16 protein-coding genes and 2 pseudogenes are annotated in these 20,655 nt (G+C 33.7%); 10 read left to right on the top strand and 8 right to left on the bottom strand.

All coding sequences use genetic code 11. The features are described from left to right. Positions 1-39: 39 nt before the first annotated feature. From MKX37_RS17000 to MKX37_RS16990, 3 genes and pseudogenes are all read right to left on the bottom strand, one after another. On the bottom strand, positions 40-1,506 hold the full coding sequence (locus tag MKX37_RS17000) for a protein adenylyltransferase SelO (RefSeq protein ID WP_078422221.1): 1,467 nt from the start codon (positions 1,504-1,506) through the stop codon (positions 40-42). Between the two features lie 177 nt (positions 1,507-1,683). Further along, positions 1,684-2,681: pseudogene (locus MKX37_RS16995) on the bottom strand (NADP-dependent oxidoreductase). Positions 2,682-2,699: 18 nt separating this feature from the next. Next, on the bottom strand, positions 2,700-3,044 hold the full coding sequence (locus MKX37_RS16990; protein ID WP_002033417.1) for an ArsR/SmtB family transcription factor: 345 nt from the start codon (positions 3,042-3,044) through the stop codon (positions 2,700-2,702). Positions 3,045-3,546: 502 nt separating this feature from the next. Here MKX37_RS16990 and MKX37_RS16985 point away from each other — a divergent pair. Beyond that, positions 3,547-5,163: an FAD-dependent oxidoreductase gene (locus MKX37_RS16985; protein ID WP_078422220.1), complete on the top strand. Its 1,617-nt coding sequence runs from the start codon at positions 3,547-3,549 to the stop codon at positions 5,161-5,163. Positions 5,164-5,283: 120 nt separating this feature from the next. Here the strand turns inward: MKX37_RS16985 and MKX37_RS16980 are convergent, their stop codons facing one another. Next, positions 5,284-5,793 carry a DUF3916 domain-containing protein gene (locus MKX37_RS16980; RefSeq protein ID WP_078422219.1) on the bottom strand — a complete coding sequence of 170 codons (510 nt, stop codon included), beginning with the start codon at positions 5,791-5,793 and terminating at the stop codon, positions 5,284-5,286. Next, a complete protein-coding gene (locus tag MKX37_RS16975) occupies positions 5,786-6,637 on the bottom strand; it encodes a LysR family transcriptional regulator (RefSeq protein WP_002167871.1) in 852 nt (283 codons plus the stop codon). The genes MKX37_RS16980 and MKX37_RS16975 overlap by 8 nt, the downstream gene beginning before the upstream one ends. Positions 6,638-6,749: 112 nt before the next feature. Between MKX37_RS16975 and MKX37_RS16970 the strand changes: the two genes are divergently transcribed. Further along, positions 6,750-7,976: an MFS transporter gene (locus tag MKX37_RS16970; protein ID WP_078422218.1), complete on the top strand. Its 1,227-nt coding sequence runs from the start codon at positions 6,750-6,752 to the stop codon at positions 7,974-7,976. Positions 7,977-8,070: 94 nt separating this feature from the next. Here MKX37_RS16970 and MKX37_RS16965 read toward each other — a convergent pair. Beyond that, a pseudogene (locus MKX37_RS16965) lies at positions 8,071-8,298 on the bottom strand (hypothetical protein). A 261-nt stretch (positions 8,299-8,559) separates the two neighbouring features. Between MKX37_RS16965 and MKX37_RS16960 the strand changes: the two are divergent. The 8 genes from MKX37_RS16960 to MKX37_RS16925 all read left to right on the top strand — a co-directional run bounded on the left by MKX37_RS16960 (position 8,560) and on the right by MKX37_RS16925 (position 17,886). Further along, positions 8,560-9,687 (top strand): serine hydrolase domain-containing protein, encoded by a 1,128-nt coding sequence (locus MKX37_RS16960; RefSeq protein ID WP_002128430.1) that lies wholly within the window; start codon positions 8,560-8,562, stop codon positions 9,685-9,687. A gap of 285 nt (positions 9,688-9,972) precedes the next feature. After that, positions 9,973-11,136 carry an agmatine deiminase family protein gene (locus tag MKX37_RS16955; RefSeq protein WP_002167874.1) on the top strand — a complete coding sequence of 388 codons (1,164 nt, stop codon included), beginning with the start codon at positions 9,973-9,975 and terminating at the stop codon, positions 11,134-11,136. Positions 11,137-11,312: 176 nt separating this feature from the next. Further along, a complete protein-coding gene (gene psiE / locus MKX37_RS16950; RefSeq protein ID WP_002167875.1) occupies positions 11,313-11,732 on the top strand; it encodes a phosphate-starvation-inducible protein PsiE in 420 nt (139 codons plus the stop codon). A gap of 178 nt (positions 11,733-11,910) precedes the next feature. Then, the gene (locus MKX37_RS16945) at positions 11,911-12,843 is read left to right on the top strand and encodes a bestrophin family protein (RefSeq protein ID WP_002185234.1); all 933 of its coding nucleotides are present in this window, start codon (positions 11,911-11,913) and stop codon (positions 12,841-12,843) included. A gap of 229 nt (positions 12,844-13,072) precedes the next feature. Next, positions 13,073-14,050, top strand: coding sequence for an agmatine deiminase family protein (locus tag MKX37_RS16940; RefSeq protein ID WP_002128426.1), 978 nt, complete (start codon positions 13,073-13,075; stop codon positions 14,048-14,050). A 44-nt stretch (positions 14,051-14,094) separates the two neighbouring features. Next, a complete protein-coding gene (locus MKX37_RS16935) occupies positions 14,095-14,916 on the top strand; it encodes a MerR family transcriptional regulator (protein WP_078422217.1) in 822 nt (273 codons plus the stop codon). An 81-nt stretch (positions 14,917-14,997) separates the two neighbouring features. Continuing rightward, a complete protein-coding gene (locus tag MKX37_RS16930) occupies positions 14,998-16,740 on the top strand; it encodes an amidohydrolase (RefSeq protein ID WP_078422216.1) in 1,743 nt (580 codons plus the stop codon). A 96-nt stretch (positions 16,741-16,836) separates the two neighbouring features. After that, positions 16,837-17,886: an agmatine deiminase family protein gene (locus MKX37_RS16925; RefSeq protein ID WP_078422215.1), complete on the top strand. Its 1,050-nt coding sequence runs from the start codon at positions 16,837-16,839 to the stop codon at positions 17,884-17,886. Positions 17,887-17,940: 54 nt separating this feature from the next. Here MKX37_RS16925 and pepF read toward each other — a convergent pair whose 3' ends face one another. Both pepF and MKX37_RS16915 read right to left on the bottom strand, forming a co-directional pair. Beyond that, positions 17,941-19,728: an oligoendopeptidase F gene (pepF, locus tag MKX37_RS16920; RefSeq protein ID WP_078422214.1), complete on the bottom strand. Its 1,788-nt coding sequence runs from the start codon at positions 19,726-19,728 to the stop codon at positions 17,941-17,943. Between the two features lie 118 nt (positions 19,729-19,846). Next, complete coding sequence (locus MKX37_RS16915) at positions 19,847-20,638, bottom strand: arylamine N-acetyltransferase family protein (protein ID WP_002033438.1); 792 nt, start codon at positions 20,636-20,638, stop codon at positions 19,847-19,849. Between the last annotated feature and the right edge of the window lie 17 nt (positions 20,639-20,655).

Raw genomic sequence — 20,655 nt, 5'->3', positions numbered from 1 at the left:
CACAATTTGTATGAACACACCTTTTTACATATTAAACAATCACGTCCCACAAAAAGTACGATAAGGACGATTCGACGGCGCTGGAGGCGTGCAGTAATCCGCTTGTTCTTGAGAATATTCATAAGGATTTGCTAAAGCTTGAAGAAGTTTCTCCATTGCGCTATAGTCTCCATTTTTAACAGCTGCTTCTAGTGCTTCTTCTACTCTGTGGTTTCGAGGGATGATTACTGGGTTGTTATTTTTCATTAATTTGTATGCATCATCTTTCGATTCTTTTTGTCTTTCTAACCGAGATTGCCATAGCTCGTACCATTCTTTAAATTCAGGACTTTCAAATAAAGGTGCATTTTCTAATATATTGTCAGTTAATGCACGGAATGTATTTGTATAATCTGCTTTATATTTTTCCATTGCTTTTAAAAGTTTCTCAATAAGTGATTGATCTTGCTCTTCATTGCTAAATAGTCCTAATTTCTTCTTCGTTCCGAGGAACCAATTGTTTTCGTACTGCACACTGAACTTTGAAATTTCATCTTGTGCAATTTTTAGTGCTTCTTCTTCATCTTCATGTAGTATCGGTATTAAAGATTCAGCTAAACGTGCGAGATCCCATGCAGCCATATATGGTTGATTTCCGTATGCATAACGGCCTTGTGTGTCAATAGAGCTAAATACTGTTCCTTGATTATAACTATCCATAAAGGCACATGGACCGTAATCAATCGTTTCACCGCTAATCGTTATATTGTCAGTGTTCATTACGCCGTGAATGAAGCCAACGAGTTGCCATTTTGCGATAAGGCTTGCTTGTCTCTTAATGACTTCTTGTAGTAGTGCGACATATGGATTTTCAGTAGATTCAACCTCTGGATAATGTCTTTTTATCGTATAATCAGCTAAAGCTTTGAGATCTTCGATTGAGCCTCGAGCTGCGGCGTATTGGAATGTTCCAACGCGTATATGACTGCTTGCAACTCTAGTTAAAATAGCTCCAGGTAACTTCGTTTCGCGATAGATTGTTTCGCCAGTTGAGACTACTGCTAAACTGCGAGTAGTTGGAATATCAAGCGCGTACATCGCTTCACTAATAATATACTCACGTAGCATTGGACCGAGTGCAGCGCGACCATCACCACGGCGCGAATATGGAGTTGGACCGGAACCTTTCAATTGAATATCAAACCGTTCGCCTGAAGGAGTAATTTGTTCTCCAATTAAAAGGGCACGACCATCCCCTAACATGTTGAAATGACCAAATTGGTGCCCAGCATACGCTTGAGCTAGTGGATGAGCTCCTTCTGGAATAGTATTACCAGCTAAAATGGCGATTTCAGCGTCCTTTTTTAGTTCCTCAGGATTAAAGCCAAGAGATATTGCTAAAGAATTATTTAGTTTAATTAACTCCGGTGAGTGTACAGGAGTTGGGGGGATTTCTGTATAAAATGATTGTGGTAAAGTCGTATAACTATTATCTAAATTCCAACCTGCTTCATTATTTTTAGTCATTTTATCTCCTCCTTGTTTATTTTTTTATTATGTATTTGTACGTATGTATTCTTTGTAAAATTAGCTAAAAGTATAATATGATATTTCCCCTTGAAATCTATTGTAAGGACTTCATTGCACTATGTCTATTTAACAGCAAATAATAAAACTCCATTTTAAAAAAATGGAGTTTTATTATTATTTGATTTTTACAATTATCTTTCCTTTTGCTCTTCCAGACTCTGAATATTCCATTGCTTTTTGAGTATCTTCAAAAGGGAAAATGCGATCGATTATAGGTTTGATTTGTCCAGATTCAATATACTTTGCAATTATACGTAATTGATCTCCGCTTGGTTTCATAAACAAAAACGAATATTGAGCATTATGCTTTTTTCAAGTGCAGTAAGTTTTTTGCTTGCTAATGAAAATAAGAGTGTTTTGAAAAATCCTGAACCAAATTCTTTACCGAAGCGAGCATTCGGCATTCCTGAAACGGAAACAATGTTCCCTTCGCTTTTTATAATATCGAATGATTTTTCAAGTGTTGTACCGCCAAGTGTATCAAATACCGCATCATAATTTTTCAGTATATCTTCAAACTTTTCTTTTTTGTAATTAATAATTTCATCTGCGCCAAGAGACTTTACTAAATTTTCACCAGCTTCACTAGCAGTTGTTGCAACAGTGGCACCCATTATTTTTGCTAACTGAATTGCGAAAGTACCAACACCGCCGGATCCAGCGTGAATCAAAATCTTTTGTCCTTTTTGTAATTGCATGATGTCATGTAATGCTTGATATGATGTTAAGCCAACGAGTGGAATCGACGCCGCTTCCTCAAAAGTTAAATTTTTCGGTTTTAAGGCTATATCATCTTCATGAATGGCTATATATTCCGCAAAAGTACCGATCTTATCTTTTCTTGGACGTGCATATATTTCATCACCAACTTTAAATTGAGTCACCTTTGTTCCGACTTTTACAATGACACCAGAAAAGTCATTACCAAGAATAAGGGGCATTTTATATTTAAGTAACAACTTCACTTTTCCATCGCGTATTTTAAAATCAATTGGGTTAATGCTAGCTGCATGAATTTCTGCGAGCACCTCATACTCATTTATTTCAGGGGTGGGCATCTCAGTCATACGCATTGGAACTTTCCCGTACTTATCAATCACCATTGCTCTCATTTCTTATACCTCCAAAGTTCAATAAAAGTTTTGCAGTAGCTTCTCAATATCTAATACAAGATTTTTTAATAATCCTAATTTTGTACGTATGTCAATATAATAAAAGTTCTTTGTACCTTCTTTACGCATTAAAATAATACCAGCTTCTCGTAAAATCTTAAGGTGATGTGATACTGCTGGTCGAGAAAGGTGTGTTTGTTTAGTGATTTCGCCAACACGTAATCCAGTTTGACATTCTGTTTTCATTAGAACTAACAAAATAGCTTGACGTGTTTCGTCACCAATTGCCACTAATACTTTTTGACAATTAATAAAATCTTCTTTAATAACATTTAATTGTTCTTGTTTATTCATTTCAATCACTATACCTCCAATGATTAGTCGAAAGGTTTAAGATGATGAACCATTACATCGATACGGTAATGCTACATGAATGTTGTATGAGCTGCAATATTGAGAAAGAAAATCGAGACGAATCAATTTGTACGTATAGAAAATAATGGAGTTGAACGGTAGGAAATGATTTAACAATGCGTTGTCTGCCGAGGATAAAGGGTAGCCATTTAACAATAAAATAAGCGGTCGTAACCTTGTATAATTTACAAGGTTACGACCGCTTATAATGTTTTTATTATTTTTGATGTCTATATCAGAGAATAGTTCAAAGTAAAGTAGGGCCTTCTTTTTTATTCTTTCATACACACACAAATTAAGTGACTTGTAGATGTATGAAAGGATAAAAGTAATTTGGGTCGTAATCTATCTATATGATAATTCAAAATGAAATATAAGTCTATATTTTTGTTGGTTTTTTGATTATATTTATGTCACTGAGCTCAGAAGAATATATGTGGAGGGAAAATGTATGGAATCGAAACATGTACCAGTTTTAATTGTTGGAGGGGGATTATCAGGATTATCGTCTGCATTATTTCTTGCGAAACATAACATTGATTATGTACTTATTGAAAGGCATCCGTCTACTGCGATTCATCCGAAAGCGGGTGGAATTACATTTCGCACAATGGAATTATTCCGAGAACTGGGTCTAGAAAAAGGAATTAGATTAGCTGGTAAAGCATTAGAGAATTGTCACGGGAGAATTGCAGTTCAAACAATAGCTGAGGTAAAGCATGAAGAGTTGGAACAAATAAGGGCGGCGCAGTATGAAAATAACGAAAATTTATTTCGTAAAGTGGAAGAGATTAGCCCATCAAAACAAACTGCTTGTTATCAAATTACTTTAGAGGAGATGATGTTACAAGAAGCACAGAGATTAGGCGGGAAGCTATCTTTTTATCATGAACTAGTTTCTTATGAGCAAAATGGAAACGGAGTAATAGCAACGATTCGAAATCGTAAAACGAAAGAAGAGAGCATGATTCATTGTGATTATGTAATTGCAGCAGATGGAGCGAAAAGTAAAATACGTGAACAGTTAGGTATTTTAACCGAGGGCCGTGGTACAATCGGTGGTTATTATATGAACATATATTTTGAAGCGGATTTGAGTGAATTTATTAAAGGAGACGCATTCGGTTTTACTATGATACTTCATCCAGAAGTAATTGGTGCGCTTATTCCAGTCGATAACGAAAGTAAATGGATTTATCATGTAGCTTATGATCCAGTAAAAGGGGAGCGACCAGAGGATTTCTCTATAGAACGCTGTAAACAAATTATTCAAACTGCAATTGGAAGTACGGATATTAAGCCAGAAATAGTAAGTGTTTTGCCGTGGGAAGCGAGTGAAAGTACAGCGGTAAAATTTCAGGACAATCGCATCTTTTTAGTTGGTGACTCGGCGCATATTATGCCGCCAACAGGAGGATTCGGTTCAAATACAGGAATACAAGATGCACATAATTTAGCTTGGAAATTAGCGGCTGTTATAAAAGGGAAAGCAAATCCAAAATTGTTAGAAACCTATCATGACGAGAGATATCCTGTTGCAAAATTAACGACGGACTATGCGAGTAGTATATTATTTCGTGCTGCGAATAGAGAGGAAGGTAATTTGAGTAATATGGATAGTTTAGCTGTCACTGCTGGTTATCAGTATTGCTCAGAAGCAATTATAGACGAATGTAACACACCGCATAGAATGAATATAGTTGATTTGAACGGACGCCCGGGAACGCGTGCGCCACATTTTTGGGGAACTTATGAAGGAAAAGAAGTTTCTATACTTGATCTATTTGGTAGCAACTTTGTGTTACTTACTGGAGCAGAGCCTAGTACTTGGACTGAAGCTGCAAATGTTGTTTCATCTGGATTAGGAGTAAAGATAAAAGTGTATCAGGTAGGTTTAACTGGTAATTTTATCCATCAAGGTAACTTTTTTAGAAAACTATACGGGATAGAAAATGGAGGAGCGGTAGTAATAAGACCAGATGGATTTATTGGATGGCGTACGGAAAATAAGGTATTAAAGCCGAACGTATTACTTGAAGAAGTAATGAACAATTTATTGTGTAATTAAATAAGAAGCACCGCTTGTTTTTCACAAGCGGTGCTTTATAACAATCCACTTTCAACTTACAAAATAAAAATATTGTAAGTTGAAAGTGGATATATTCGAAAAATCGTTGATATTATTTGATTATGATAACTCTCCGATAAACGAAAGTTCTTCTTCGAAAAATCCATCTTCATCCTTGATTATCTCTTGGAAATGCAATGTTTGGACACTGTTAGAAATTGATATTTTCCATTCATGCCCGAAGTCGGAAGCATTGGAGAGGGGAATCCATTTTTGAAATTCGTTATCTCTATTGAAAAAATTTTGAAAGTAGTCATCGTTTTTAAATATGATGATTTGTGAGTTCCATAAGCTTGCTATTTTGATCATAACAACGACTCGATATGTATTTGTATCGTTCGGTTTCATTGTCATTAATTGATTCGCTTGATTTAACAGGGTTTGAATGCACAATCGCTTTACTTTCCTAGGTGTTGTACTAGAATTGATAAAAGCTTGAGAGCCTGGTAAAGGCATATGCCAGTATTCATCGTTATAGAAAGTAGACGGAAATGCTTTAGTAGAGTCTTCAATTCTTTTTATAAGAGTTTTTGTTTTTCGGTTCATTCCGCGTATTTTTTTTTCACGCATTGTTGATCATCTCCATAAATTTTTGCAAGGCAGCTGAGTGGAAAATATCTTTTCGAATAATAAAGGTAGTAGGAACCTTTCTAAAGTGATTTGGTAATGTATTTAAAGATAAACCATGTTCGTAATCTGGAATAATAGATTTCAGCATAATAGCCGTACCCATACCTGATTTTACACATGCAAGTATTGCTTCAATTGTTCCGAACTCTAGTATTCTTTTAGGTGAAATCCCTTCTTCTTGAAGCCAGTTTTCTAATAGTTTTCTGTAATAACATCCTTGACTAAAAGCGAGTAAATTCAGTTCTCCTATTGTTTTAAAGGAAGATAGAGGAGTCTTACTAATGAGAACGAGTTCTTCTTCTCGAAATAAAAGTGTATGAAGTTCAACATGCTGAATATTTCCAGCGATGAATGCTCCATCCAGTTGACGGTCTAAGACGAGTTGAGTTAACCGTTCGGTCGTATTTGTTTCTAAAATAAATTCGACTTCTGGATACTTTTCATAATAGGTCGTTAATATAGGCGGGAGACGAACGGCTGTTGTCGATTCTGTACACCCGATTTTTAACGTGCCTTTTGGCTCGGTTCCGTTACTTTGGACAGCTTGAATGGATTGATCGATTAGATGGATGATTTGTTTTGCATATGTTAATAAAATTTCTCCGTTAGAAGTTAAAGTAACGCCTTTTCCATTTCGATAAAATAAAGGCACACCTAACTCAATTTCTAGTTGTTTTATACGCATCGTTACACCTGATTGTACATAGTTTAAGTTTTTAGCAGCATGAGATATATTTCCTACTGTCGCAACTTCGTAAAAAACCGTTAAATCTTTTATGTCCATTTATTATCACCCCGAAAAAGGTATCAATTTTTTTGATGGATTCTATTATTAACACTTATTTTACATGATATCAGAACCTTCATACAATGAAAGGGATATGGGGGAGATAACGTTGATAAGTGAAGAAAAAATTGAAAAGTACAGTAGTTCTAATAAATGGATCATGTTAACTTTGGCAACGGTAGCACAGGCAAGTGCAACACTTATAACATATGGAGTAGGGGTACTTGCGTTATTTTGGAAAGAGAAATATGCACTTTCGAATATGCAGGTTGGGTTGTTAATAAGTGCTGTAAATATTGGTCCGTTGTTTTGTATGCTTTTTGCCGGAAGGTTACTTAATCGATATAATGAAAGAATATTAATTGGAGCGAGTGCTGTATTACTTGGTGGGGCACTGTTACTTGCTCATACGGCAAGGGACTTTATTGGGTTATTATTTGTTCTTCTTTTAATAGGGACCTTTTATAGTGTATCTCAGCCAGGGGGAAGTAAAGTAATCTTGAAATGGTTTCCGAAAGAAATGCGCGGATTAGCTATGGGAATACGGCAAGCTGGTATACCTATTGGCGGAGCGTTTGCAGGAGTAATAATCCCTTTGCTTACAATTAAATTTAGTTTAGCTTATACGATAAATGTAATTGCAACTATATGTATAATAGGCGGGTTATTGTTTTTCATATTTTATAAGGAATCGTACGTACGAGAACACATGAGCCAAGAAAATGTAAGTATTTCTTTTTGGATGCAGTTAAAAAAGGTAATATGTAAAAAAGAGCTGTATCCAATTTTTATTACAGGTATTTGCATGATTTCTTTACAAATGATATTAGTCGGACATTTTATAAAATTTTTAGTCATTGAAAAATCGATAACACCTATTGTAGCAGGGAAAGTATTTTCAGTTATGCTAGTTGCAGGAATGATAGGCCGAATTATATTAGCTACAATAAGTGATACATATTACAAAGGGAATCGTCGTACACCGTTGTTTATATGTGCATGTATTTCTTTTTGCTTAATTTTAGTTGTTGTGATGAGTATACATACAATGAGACTTGGGGCATTATTTGTGGCAAGCGGACTGTTAGGTTTTTTTGCAATTGGTTGGTTTAGTCTTTTTATGGTCGAAGTTGCTGAGTCTGCAAGTGAGGAATCGGTAGGCGTAACAGTGAGTTTTGCGCTTACGCTTAATCAAATTGCTATTATCTTTGCGCCTGCTTTGTTTGGTTATATAGTAGATGGAAAAGGCTACACATATGCATGGATGGGGATAGCTGCATTACTAAGCGTTTCAGCAGTGAGTTTATGTAAAAGTAAACGAATATTAAAAATGTAAATCTTTTATGAAGAAAATTTAAAGAAATGTCGTGGGAGTGACATTTCTTTTTTAATATGTTGTATAATCAAGTTATAAATGAGATTCGTTTTCATTAACGCTCATTTCCTCTTTTGAAATTACCTGTAATTTTAGCCATAATAAGCTGTTTTTCTTTTTCGTTACTTGTCCGATTTATTTTGTTTAAAAATTTTTCAGCATCATTTCCTTTTAAAATTATAATCTGTTTTCCGTAATATTCAATTTAAACTATATTATTTTTTGTTACTCGATAATGAAACATCATATCATCTAAACGATTGCGCTTATCGGTCTTTTTCAAATTAACGCCTCCATTCTTGTTAATGTGTAACGAATGTTACATAAAAAATTAAAATTAAAGTTGGATGTATCCGATTGTAAGGTGGAAATTTTGTAAAAAAGAACTACAATAGAGAGTAGTTAAAATTTGAACGTTAGAAAAAGGAATCTAGTTTACTATGAGGAATAATAGAGTAGATAGATTATAAGATATTTAAAAACTAAAAGATATAGAATAGAATGGAAAAGTATAAAGTGAAACTAGATAAAAGAGGGTTCCCATATGTTTAAGAAATGGTTAATCGCTTTCTTTGTTTTTGCTATTTTTTGTGGGAGTGTCGCTGCACTCATACATGCAAATAAAGAAAAGAAATACAGTTTGAAGGCATTTTCAAATTTTGAGGATAAAGTTGGAAATGTTCAACCGAAAGTTGATGCGAATCAGCAAAAACGTTATGATATTGCAGCAACGAAACTCGATCAATATTTAAAAGATAAAGGATTTAACGGGACGGTTCTCGTAACGGATAAAAATAATGTGGTTTTACGAAAAGGCTACGGGTATGCGAATGTAAAAGATAAAGTTTTAACAACGCCAAGAACAAAATATCGCATCGGTTCCATAACGAAAACAGTAGTTGCAATATCTATATTACAGCTAAGAGAAAAAGGGAAATTGAATATTGAAGACAATGTAAATAAGTATATTCCATCGTTTCCAGCAGATAAAAACATTACGTTACGAAATTTGTTAACACATACGTCCGGGTTACCAGATCAGGGACAAGGTAGTGTTGATGCGGCATCACGTTTAAAGTTAGTAACGTGGATTGGAGCGCAAAAGTTGCAATTTCCTGCAGGGACAGGATGGAAATATACAGATTATAATTATATGGTACTTGCGTATATTGTAGAAAAGATATCGAATAAACCGCTTGCTGAATATGTGAAAGAAAACATTTTTACTCCTGTTGAAATGAATGAATCTGGTATGGGTGCAACTCTCCCTGAAGATATTTTCTTAGCAGAAGGTTACACGAAAAAAGATAATGAGTTAATAGCTACACCCCGCTTAAAAATGAACTGGCTGTATGGTTGTGGTGAAATGTATACGACCGTTGAAGATATGAAAAGATTAGATGAGGCTATTATGGATGGAAAGCTGATTTCTAAACAAAGCTTATCAGATATGTTTACAGTATCACCTGCGAGAAAATATGGATTTAGCTTCTATATTTACCCAGATTATTATCATAACCATGGTGTATTAGCTGGCTGGAACACTTTTAATAATTTTAACTGGGATAAAAGAACGTTTGTAATATTATTCTCTAACGTACAAAATGGTATGAATGATACATTTAATCAAGAGTTTAGGAAATTAGCGAATGATTTAATAGAAGGAAAATAATTATTTGAAAATCGGTATTGATATAAAATTATCAATACCGATTTTTTTATTTAGTGAACAAGCATGTATGAGAGGGGATTAGTATTAGAATAAATTTATGAAGGAAGTTAAATGATATGGATGTTAAATATAGGAAGTGTATTTTGTGAATGTCATCTATTTGTATTGAAATTATGTGATTATCATGCGGAAGAATAATTGGTAATTTTTACATTGATGAAAAAGCTTGAGCTTCACACTATGTTAAGCCTTACAGTATTGTAGACATGAACAGGAGGTTGAAAAATGAAAAAAATAGTAAAGTTTTGTTTAATAGCTACATTATCTACAACGATTATTAGTGGATGTTCTTTTGAAGGGAATAATGAAAATGCCAAAGGGAAAGAGAAAGAGGATAAAAAAGTAGAGGTACAGAAAAACGCTGGAAAATATACGATGCCGGATGAAAAAGATAAACATGAAGGTACGTGGCTACAATGGCCTCATGAATACACATATGGTCAAGAGTATAAACAAGAAGTTGAACCTATTTGGATTAAGATGGCAAGTGCTTTAACTGAGGGTGAAAAAGTCCACATTGTTGCATATGATGAGGAAGAGAAAGAGCGAATCAATAAGCTTTTAATAGATAAGGGGCTGAATATGGATAAAGTTGATTTCTTTATCGCTCCTACTGATGATGTGTGGGCAAGAGATAGTGGACCGATTTTTGTTTATGACAATAATAAAAATCTAAAAATATTAGATCCAGCATTTAATGGTTGGGGAAAGAAAACTCCATATAAAAATGATGCCCGTATACGTGAGAATGTTAGTAAACAATTAGGGATTGAAAGAATTGATTGGGGGAAATTTGTCCTTGAAGGTGGCGCAATTGAATTAGACAGCAATGGGACTGCTTTATTAACTCGAAGCGCAGTAACGAATAAAAATAGAAATCCTGATTTATCAGAAGCGGAAATTGAAAAATATATAAGTGACCTTGGGGTGACAAACTTTATTTGGTTAGATGGAGTGCCTAATTTAGATATTACTGATTTTCATATTGATGGATTTGCTAAATTCCATGATAAATCTACAATCGTAACGATGGCAGAAGATGACTTGGCTGAATGGGGCTTGTCAAACAAAGATATGGATAAATTGTTAGATGCAAAAAATGCTTCAGGACAGAAATATAAGTACGAATACTTACCGCTTAGTAAAGATAAAGTTACTTTAGAAGGTGGAAAAACTCTAGATTATAAGGGGTCGTATATCAATTATTATGTTGGGAATACAGTTGTATTGGTTCCTAACTATAATGATCCAAATGACAAAATCGCAAACGATACGATTCAGAAATTATACCCGGATCGTAAAGTAGTGGGAATTGATGTGAGAGAGCTTTATAAAAATGGCGGAATGATCCATTGTGTGACACAGCAACAACCGATTCAATTGAAGTAATCGATTATAGTTTCGTTATGTTGCTTTATAGACAAAATAGGTGAAATGCTATCTTTACTTATTTTGTCTTGTTTTAACATCTGTAACAAGAACGGAATGTATAATTTTAATGTAACGATAATTGAATAAAAGTATATTGTCATTATTGGTTTATATGGAAAAGGAGAAAAATGTTTGTGGTAAAGAATTTTAAAAAAGTATTTTCGTTTTTCCCTATCGTTCTACAGTACATTATAAATGTAGCTTTGATCTGTTTGGGAATTGTTTTAAGTGTGTTTCTTATGAAAGAAGTCATTCAATTTATACAAGAACTTAAATTAAATAGTGAGGAATCTAGTTATCATTTAATTGATAGCATTGTCGTATTCTTTTTATATTTTGAATTCATCGTAATGATTATAAAGTATTTTCAAATGAACTTTCATTTTCCATTACGATATTTTATATATATAGGTATTACGGCTATTGTTCGTCTAATTATTATAGACCATGATAGTCCAATGGATTCATTGATATATGCTTGCGCGATTCTTGTATTAATTAGTGCTTTATTCATTGCAAATTCTAAAATAATGCGTCGTGATTTAGAAGAGTGAACGTTTGTTGTTTAAATCAAAAAAGATGTTTTATCTTTTGGTAAAAAGGAGTAACAGTATTGAAAGAAATAATCTTAACCAGTTTTATAATAATAGGGTTTATGATTCTACTATTTAATTGTATACTTTCATAATTTAAAAGAATAAAAGGTTAATAAGGAAAGAGGTTTTTGTAAATATGGTTCATTACAATAATCAAAATAATTTACATCAAATATTTACATTAAAGGGAACAGTTATAAGAGATATTTTCCCGCAAATTTTATTATATATATGTATTTCAACGATAGTAACTGTGATTAATTATTATTATGTAGAAATAAAAATTAATCAAACTCCTTGGGTAATTGTTGGAGGAGCTTTAGGTCTACTGTTAGTTTTTCGTACTAACACTGCCTATGATAGGTATTGGGAAGGTAGAAAGTTATTTGGCACGGTTGGTGCTTGTACTAGAAATTTGGCAGTTAGTTTTTTATGTTATTGGGAGTCTGAAGGGAAAAAGACGGATCAGGAAAAATTAAAATTTTTACATTTGTTAATTGCTTTTCCAAAGATAGCGAAAGGACATTTGAGAGACGAAAAAGATTTATCCGAAATAAAAGCATTGTTTGATATTTGTTCTGAGAAGGAAAAAGAAATGTTGGCTGAGTCTATTCATTTACCGATTAGTATAGTTTTTATGTTAAAAACTATACTATCAAAAGGTTTGAAAACGGGTCAAATTCACCCAAATGCAATAATTAATATGGAAGCTGATTTGAATACTATGCTTACGGCTGTGGGTGGATGTGATCGGATCAAAACAACGCCTATTCCTTTTGCATATTTTGCTCACATTAAAATTTTACTGCTCATATTTTGCGGGACTTTATCGATTGGTCTTGTTGATAGTCTTGGATGGTTTACAGTACTTGCAACTACGTTTATAAGTTTTGCATTTATAGGGATTGAAGCAATAGGAGTTGAAATTGAGGATCCATTTGGTCAAGATCCAAACGATCTGCCGCTAGAAGGGATTTGCATTGGTGTAGAAACGCATTTAGTGAATTTATATAATCAAAACGCTCTATTAGAAGTAATGGATTTGAATCTTGATAAAAAAATCATCTAATCCTTCATTGTGTACGACGATTAAAATTTAAAAATCTTGTCAAGAGTCAGTTTACGGCTTAACGACGTCTTTATATTTTTTATATAAATATATAATATTTCTCCGTGCTATAATCCATTCATGAAATGTGCACGTTTCAAAAATTGTAATGAAAAGAGAAATGAATTGGGGAATAGTTGGCTTATTGAAAACAGTTATTCAATCATTATTAAAAAGCGAGGTAAGTAATATGGAACAAAAACATAGTGGCATTATTTTTACTGCAATACCAGATGAATCGAATGAATATTATCGACCATTTTATGAAGACATTATTTATTTTAATGAATACTTAAATGAAAATAAAGCATTTACCGATCAACTTATATCTTTATCTGTTGAAGAGCAAGACTTTCATACAAACTTTTTTGAGTATGATGATATTTGGCTAAGAGATGTTGCACCAGTTGTAACAAATCATCTAGTTAAATTCAAATATCAACCGAATTATTTACCGAAAGATCAAGGACGATATTTAGATCAACAATTTAATAAATGGTTGAAAAAGAACGATTTTGAATATGTGACATCTCCATTGATATTAGACGGTGGAAATCTTATTTGGAATAAAAAAGATACCGTTATATTAACGGAACGCATATTTGATGATAATTATGATTGGACGGAAGAAGAAATTATAGAGCAACTGGAATGGGATTTAGATGTGAGTCGGGTTATTATTATTCCTGCTGAAGAGGGAGATGTACTTGCACACGCAGACGGGATGGTTAAATTTATTGATGAACATACAATGTTTATTAGTGATTTTTTAGGGGATCATGAATTTAGATATAAGGTTCAAGAGATTATTCAAGAGCAAATGCCAGAGGCTGAATTTATAGTTGTTCCTTCGTCATATACAGAGAAGGGTCAATACGATGAAGAGATAGCGTCAGCAAAAGGTTTATATATAAATATGTTAGAAACATGTGATACGCTTTATGTTCCTAAGTTTGGATTAGCTAAAGATGAGGAAGTTTTAAGATATATTCAACAGCATACTGAGAAACAAGTTATTCAAAGTCATGTAGGAGAAATATCGACAATGGGAGGCGCGATGAATTGTTTAACGTGGTATTGTCCTAGTCATTTGTTACCTTCAAAAATGAAAAGGCTGAACGATCAGAATGAAGGTTCTTCAATCAGAAAAATATTTGATTGGTTTTAATAAATAAGCTTATATATAAGAGAATGTATTCAAGGGGTATTTATATGTATACAATTACTGAGTTTTCGCGGATTTGTAAAATGAGTACACGGATGCTAAGGCATTATGATAAAGAGGAAATATTGAAACCAGCATATGTGAATCCGGTAAATGGATATAGATATTATGAGCAAGGGCAGCTTGAAATAGCGCTGAAAATTAAAAAGCTAAGGGAGTATAAGTTTCCTTTACCGAAAATCAAAATAATTCTTCAATCATCAAATCAAGATTCATTTATTAAACATATGCAATCACAAATTATAGAGTTGTCTCATGAGGTGAAACAAAATTTACAGGTTATTTCAGAAATGAATGAAATGGTAAATATGAATTATGCTTTAAATACTGCTTGTCATAGAAATTACGATATATTTATTGGAATGAGAAATGAAATAACAGTAATTGCTCAAAGACTGCAAATAAATATAGATGATATGGATGATTATTTTTATGACTTATATGAAAAAGTACAAAAGCATAACTTACAAATGGTCGGTTCGCCCTCTACGGTCTTTTATGATGAAGAGTATATTCCAAATGAAAGTGATGTTGAATTAAGGATTCCGGTCATGCATGGGAACAATAAAGATGTAGTACAAGAATATGAAATAAAAAAATTAAATCCACATCAAATCGTTACTACTATGCATTATGGAAGTTATGACTATATAGGCTACGCTTATATTGCGTTAGAAAAATGGATTGAAAGAAATGGTTATGTAATAGATGGTTCACCATATGAGGTCTACATAAAGGGACCTGAATGTGATTGTTTAGTAGAGGAGTATGTGACACAAATTTGTTTTTTAGTTATGAAAATAGACTGAGAATAAGGATTGACATTAACATTATGTCAATCCTTATTCTATTTATGTAAGTAATTCATCATAATAAAAAGGAGAAAGAATATGAAAAGAACAATCATGATTATTTGTCTGATTCTAAGTATGACATGGTTTTCAGCGTGTACTCCTGGAGTAGGAGAAGGTGAGAATGGTAGCTTCGTTCTACCAAATCAGTTGCCAAAAAATGTAGTGTTTAAAAATGGTACAATCTATACTTCAAATGACAAGCAAGACATTGTAGAGGCTGTAGCCGTTAAAGAAGGGAAAATTACATTTGTTGGTTCAAACAAAGATGTAGAAGGATTTATAAATGAAGATACGAAAGTGGTGGATTTACAAGGACGTTTTATTCTTCCTGGTTTTGTGGACAATCACAATCATATATTTGAGGCGAAATCGCCAGCAGCAGGGAATTGTAGTGTTTCACCGGATGCTGCGCTGCAAGAACAACGCTCGTATTTAAAGGCTTGTAAAAAAGATGTGAAAGATGGCGAATGGATAAGCGGAACAGGATTTAGTTTGGAAGAGCTGTTAAAAGATATGGACGAAAAATCAGAACAACAAACGCCATTACAAGTTCTTGATGAGTTATTTCCTAATAACCCTGTATTAATTATGGAAAGAACTTCTCATTCTGTATGGGTTAACTCAAAAGCATTGGAAGTAGCGGGAATAAATAAAGAGACGAAAGATCCGCAAGGCGGAAGAATCATCCGGGATCCAGAAACAGGAGAACCTTTCGGGCTTCTGTATGATACAGCAGGGGATATCGTGATGGAAAAAGCATGGAATTCCCAGCCCAATCTCTTTGAAAAAAATTATGAAGGTTTGTTAGATGGTTTAGATGAGGTTGCGAAGAATGGTATTACTACAGTCGGCGATGGACGTCTTTATTGGAAACGAGGCTGGTTAGATGTTTGGAATAAAGTTAATGATGAGAAAAAGTTAACGTCGCGAGTAGTACTTCGTCCGTGGGTATATCCGAACTTAAATGAAGCAGAGCAAATGGAGTATTTCAAAAAAATTAAGCGTGATGATGTATCATCTAGAATGCTTATTAATCAAGTGAAGATGTATAGTGATGGAATTAGCATTAACAGCACAGCTAAAATACTAGAAAAATATAAATTTGAGTGGTTTAAAGGAACACCGTACGGTTTGAACTATATTCCAGAAGAAAAAATGAAGTGGTGGTTGAGTGAACTCAATAAAATTGGTTATGGTGCACTCATCCACACAATTGGAGATGGCGGAGTAAGAGAAAGTTTAAATGCAATTGAAGCAGCGAAAAAAGAAGGGGCGAATCAACCTTATACGCTTACACATGTGGAAATGGTAGAAGATAGTGATATAAATCGTTTTGCTAAGTTAGGTATTAGCGCTGATTTCCAAGTAGGTCATGATTTTGCAGAAGATCCTAAACAAAGCTGGGCAAGTGCGTATTTTACAAATCAACAGATGAAACGAATTATGCCGTTAGGACGCATTTGGAAAACAGGAGCAAATGTATCGCTTAGTAGTGATTGGGACGTAAACGAACTGAATCCACTTGTGACAATTTCGAATGCGTTAAGTATTGAAGAGAAAGGCTTATCTGATATATATGCAGCTATTGATGCTTATACAATTAAGCCCGCCAAAGCATTAGGTCTTGATAATATTACTGGTTCAATTGAAGTAGGTAAATCAGCCGATATGGTATTACTAAATGAAGATATTACTAAAATGAGTGCCGATAAGATTCCGAATGCGAAAGTTTTAGTGACGGTTTTACAAGGAGAAGTAGTGTATCACAAGGGAAAATAAAGAATCAGTTTATGAAGTAGTTAATATATTTCTGTTGACCTTAACACGATGTCAAAGTTTAGACTGAACTTACATTCGAAGAAGGGGTGAACACGTATGAGAAATATAGAAAATAGTTTGTTTTATATGCCTGCTGAGTGGGAAAATCATGAGGGGACATGGCTCCAATGGCCTCATGATAAAGCTCATAGAGGTGAAGGTTACAGATCTAAGCTAGATGATATTTGGGTAACGATGGCAAAGGAGCTTCATTACGGTGAGAATGTGCATATTGTTGTATTTGATGAGGAAGAAAAAGTACATGTACAATCGAAGTTAATTGAAGCGAATGTAGATATGGATAAAATTGATTTTTTAATTGAAGAAACGGATGATGTTTGGATAAGAGATAATGGACCGATCTTTGTAAAAGATAAGGAAGGCAATCTCTGTTTAACACACTGGGTATTTAATGGCTGGGGGGATAAATATCCGTATGAAAATGATGCTGTTATTCCGGAAAAAATAAGTGAAATGTATAGCATTCCAAAAGTTAAATCTAGTGTCTGTATAGAAGGTGGAGGAATAGAGATAAATGGAAATGGCACCTTAATGGCGGCAAAAACTTCTATTATAAATAAAAATCGAAATCCTACACTAAATCAGGAAGAGATTGAAATAGAGTTAACGAAGTATTTGGGAGTAACGAATTTTATATGGATAACTGGTATTCGCGGAGAGGATAATTATGATGAAGATACAGATTACCATATTGATGGGGCAGCGCGTTTTGTAAATGAAAATACAATTCTTTATGAATATGATCCTTTTGGGGAAGGAGAGTCGTACCTTTTGGAGGCGCAGGAAAAGCATTATCAAGAATTGCGACAAGCGAGAAATATAGATGGAAATCCATTTCAGCTCATACCAGTACCGGTGACAAGAAAAGTGGTAAAAGAGGCAGACTGTAAAGGTTCGTATTTGAACTTTTATATTGGAAATGAAGTTGTATTGGTTCCTATATACGGTGATGAACATGATAAGTTAGGACTTCAAATCATTGAAGGGCAGTTTCCAGGAAGAAGAATTGTCGGTGTTTATGTAAATGAACTGTATGCGTATGGTGGTATGATTCATTGTGTGACGCAGCAACAAGTGAATAAATGAAATGTATATTTTATATGAAAAAGCATGCAGATTCTATAATCTGCATGCTTTTTTCTATAATGCTGAAAACTCTTCAACAAGTTGGGTGAATCGATTTAATGCATTTTCAATCGGTTCTGGTGTAGTTAAATCAACGCCAGCTTTTTTCAGTAGGTTTAATGGATAGTCAGAACTTCCGCCCTTAAGGAATTCAATATAGTTTTTCTGAGCATTTGGATCACCGCTTAATAATTTATCGGCGATTTGAATGGCAGAAGCGAATCCAGTTGCGTATTTGTATACGTAAAATGGACGGTAGAAATGAGGGATTCTAGACCAGCCATATTTTACTTCTTCGTCAAATACGAGAGAGTCGCCATTATATTCTCTAAATAAGTTTTCGTAAATTTCACTAAAGACTTTGGCATTTAATGGTTTACCTTGTTCGGCCATTTCATGTGTGATTTTTTCAAATTCTGCAAACATGATTTGTGTAAAGAAAGTACCTTTAAAGCTATCGATAAAGTAGTTAATTAAATGATTACGTACGTTCGTTTCTTTTGCTTCTTTTAATAAATAATGAATTAATAACACTTCATTTACTGTAGAAGCGACTTCTGCAACAAAGATAGTATAGTGTGCAGAAATTCTTGGTTGGTATCCGTGTGAGTAATGCGTATGCATACCGTGCCCGCATTCATGAGTAAGGGTGAAAAGGCTATTTAAATCATCATGATGATTTAAAAGAATGAAAGGATGAACACCGTATACACCAAAGTTATAAGCGCCAGAACGTTTTCCTGGTGTTTCTCTCACATCTATATAGCGTTTATCTTTAAAGTTTTTTAATGTTTCGATATATTCTTTACCTAAAGGAGCTAGTGACGCGATCATTATATCAAACGCTTCGTCGTATGGAATGTCTTGTTTTACACCTTTTACTAAATCAACACTCAAGTCGTATTGTCGTAGTTCATCTACATTTAATTTTTCTTTTCTAAGTTCATTATACGTATGTAATGATTGAATGTTTTTTTTCGTTGTCTCAATTAAATTTTCATATACTTCTTTCGGAACCATGTCGCCAAATAATGATTTTTCTAAAGCTGATGGATATTTTCGTAGCTTTGAGACAGTAACATTGTTTTTAATAGCTGCGGACAAAGTAGAAGCGATAGAATTCTTTAATTGAACGTATGGTTTGTAATAAGCTTTATAGGCTTCTTCACGATTCTCACGATTCTCATCTTCTATTAGCTTTGAATACATTCCACGTGTTAATTTTACTTTTTCTCCATCATCAGTAGTCACTTCACCAAAAATTATATCTGCATTATTTAACATGCCAAATGTATGCTGCGGGGAGGAGAGTGCTTCACCCATTTGTGATAAAATCTCTTCTTGGTCTTTATTCAAAACGTGTTTTTTATAACGGTATAGCTCAAATAAGTCTTCTTTATAATAGTGTAAGCCTTCGGTTTCTTCTATGTAAGAATATAATGTGTTTTCATCTACGCTAAGTAAGAATGGAGAAAAGAAAGATTTAGCCGCACTTACTTTCACGTGTAATTGTGATACTTTGTCGACAAGGGATTGAGCGTCAGTATCGCGTGTATCAAGATCAGATTGTAATCGTGCATAAGCGAACATTAAAGATATTATGCTAGATATTTCTTCACTCTTTGTTAAATAAGCTAATAAACTATTGCCGTCATGAATATTTCCATTAAACTTGTGTAATTCATTCGTTAATACTTCAATTTTATGAAAATCGCTTTCCCAATCTTCAATTGTATGATAAATATCCGTTAAATCCCATTTTTCTTTATCAGCTACTTGTAGTCGATCTTTAAGTTCAGTCATAATCATTTCCTTTCTAAATATGTAGTTATATTCCTATATAACTATGAAATACAACAAATTGCAAAAAATCCCTGCTGGAAAATGAAAAGCCTTGCCGGAAATGGCGAGGCTTTAAAAGTTATAATGTAATGCCGAACGTTGAATGAAGGAGGTTTGTATATTGCTCTTTTGTAATTGTTTCTTTTGTTTTATTTCTATTTTTCGTTACTGTAAGGCTATCTTTTGTTAATGATGCGTGCCCGTCATGAGTAAGTTTTACAACAAGAGGTACTTTGTTAAATGGTGAACCTTCATGTTCAACAATAATTTTTTGTGCTGCATTTGCTTTCGTTTCATCCACTTCTTCCAAGTAAAATGCATAACCTACTGTCCAATCATCAGTAGAAGATTGATCTAGAAACTCATTGCTTTTACGCATTTCTAAAATATAATTACCTTTTTCAGTCGTTTCTTTACGAATACGATAGTCGCCTGTTACAGAATGAACGATCTCACCTGAGAAAGGAACAGGGGAAAGGGGTAAATATGATCCGAAACCTACTTCAATTAAGTAAAGTTCATTATGATGTTGTAAAACAGTTGCGATATGCCCTGAATCTACAGCCCATATAGAATTTGCAGCGTTATAAACTGTTCCTGAAACGAGATGGACATCGAATTTAGAGTCTTTAAGGAAGTAATACATAGCCGGATTCAATTCATAACAAAGGCCGCCACGGTTGTTTATTAAAATTTTTTCTTTTAGATTTTCTTTTGATATTTCTTTAAAGTTGTTTTCGAGAATATTTAAGTTTTCAAAAGGGACAGTTTGTGCCATTGCGTACATAATGTTAGGTAAATCTTCAAATGAAACTTTGTGTTTTTCTTCTATATTTAATCTTGCAAAAAATTGTTTTTGAAAGTCGGTCATAGAAATCCCTCCGTTAT

It is taken from the genome of Bacillus sp. FSL R5-0709 (genome assembly GCF_038004785.1).
Taxonomy (GTDB): domain Bacteria; phylum Bacillota; class Bacilli; order Bacillales; family Bacillaceae_G; genus Bacillus_A; species Bacillus_A mycoides.
This window is presented reverse-complemented; position numbering and strand designations above follow the sequence as displayed.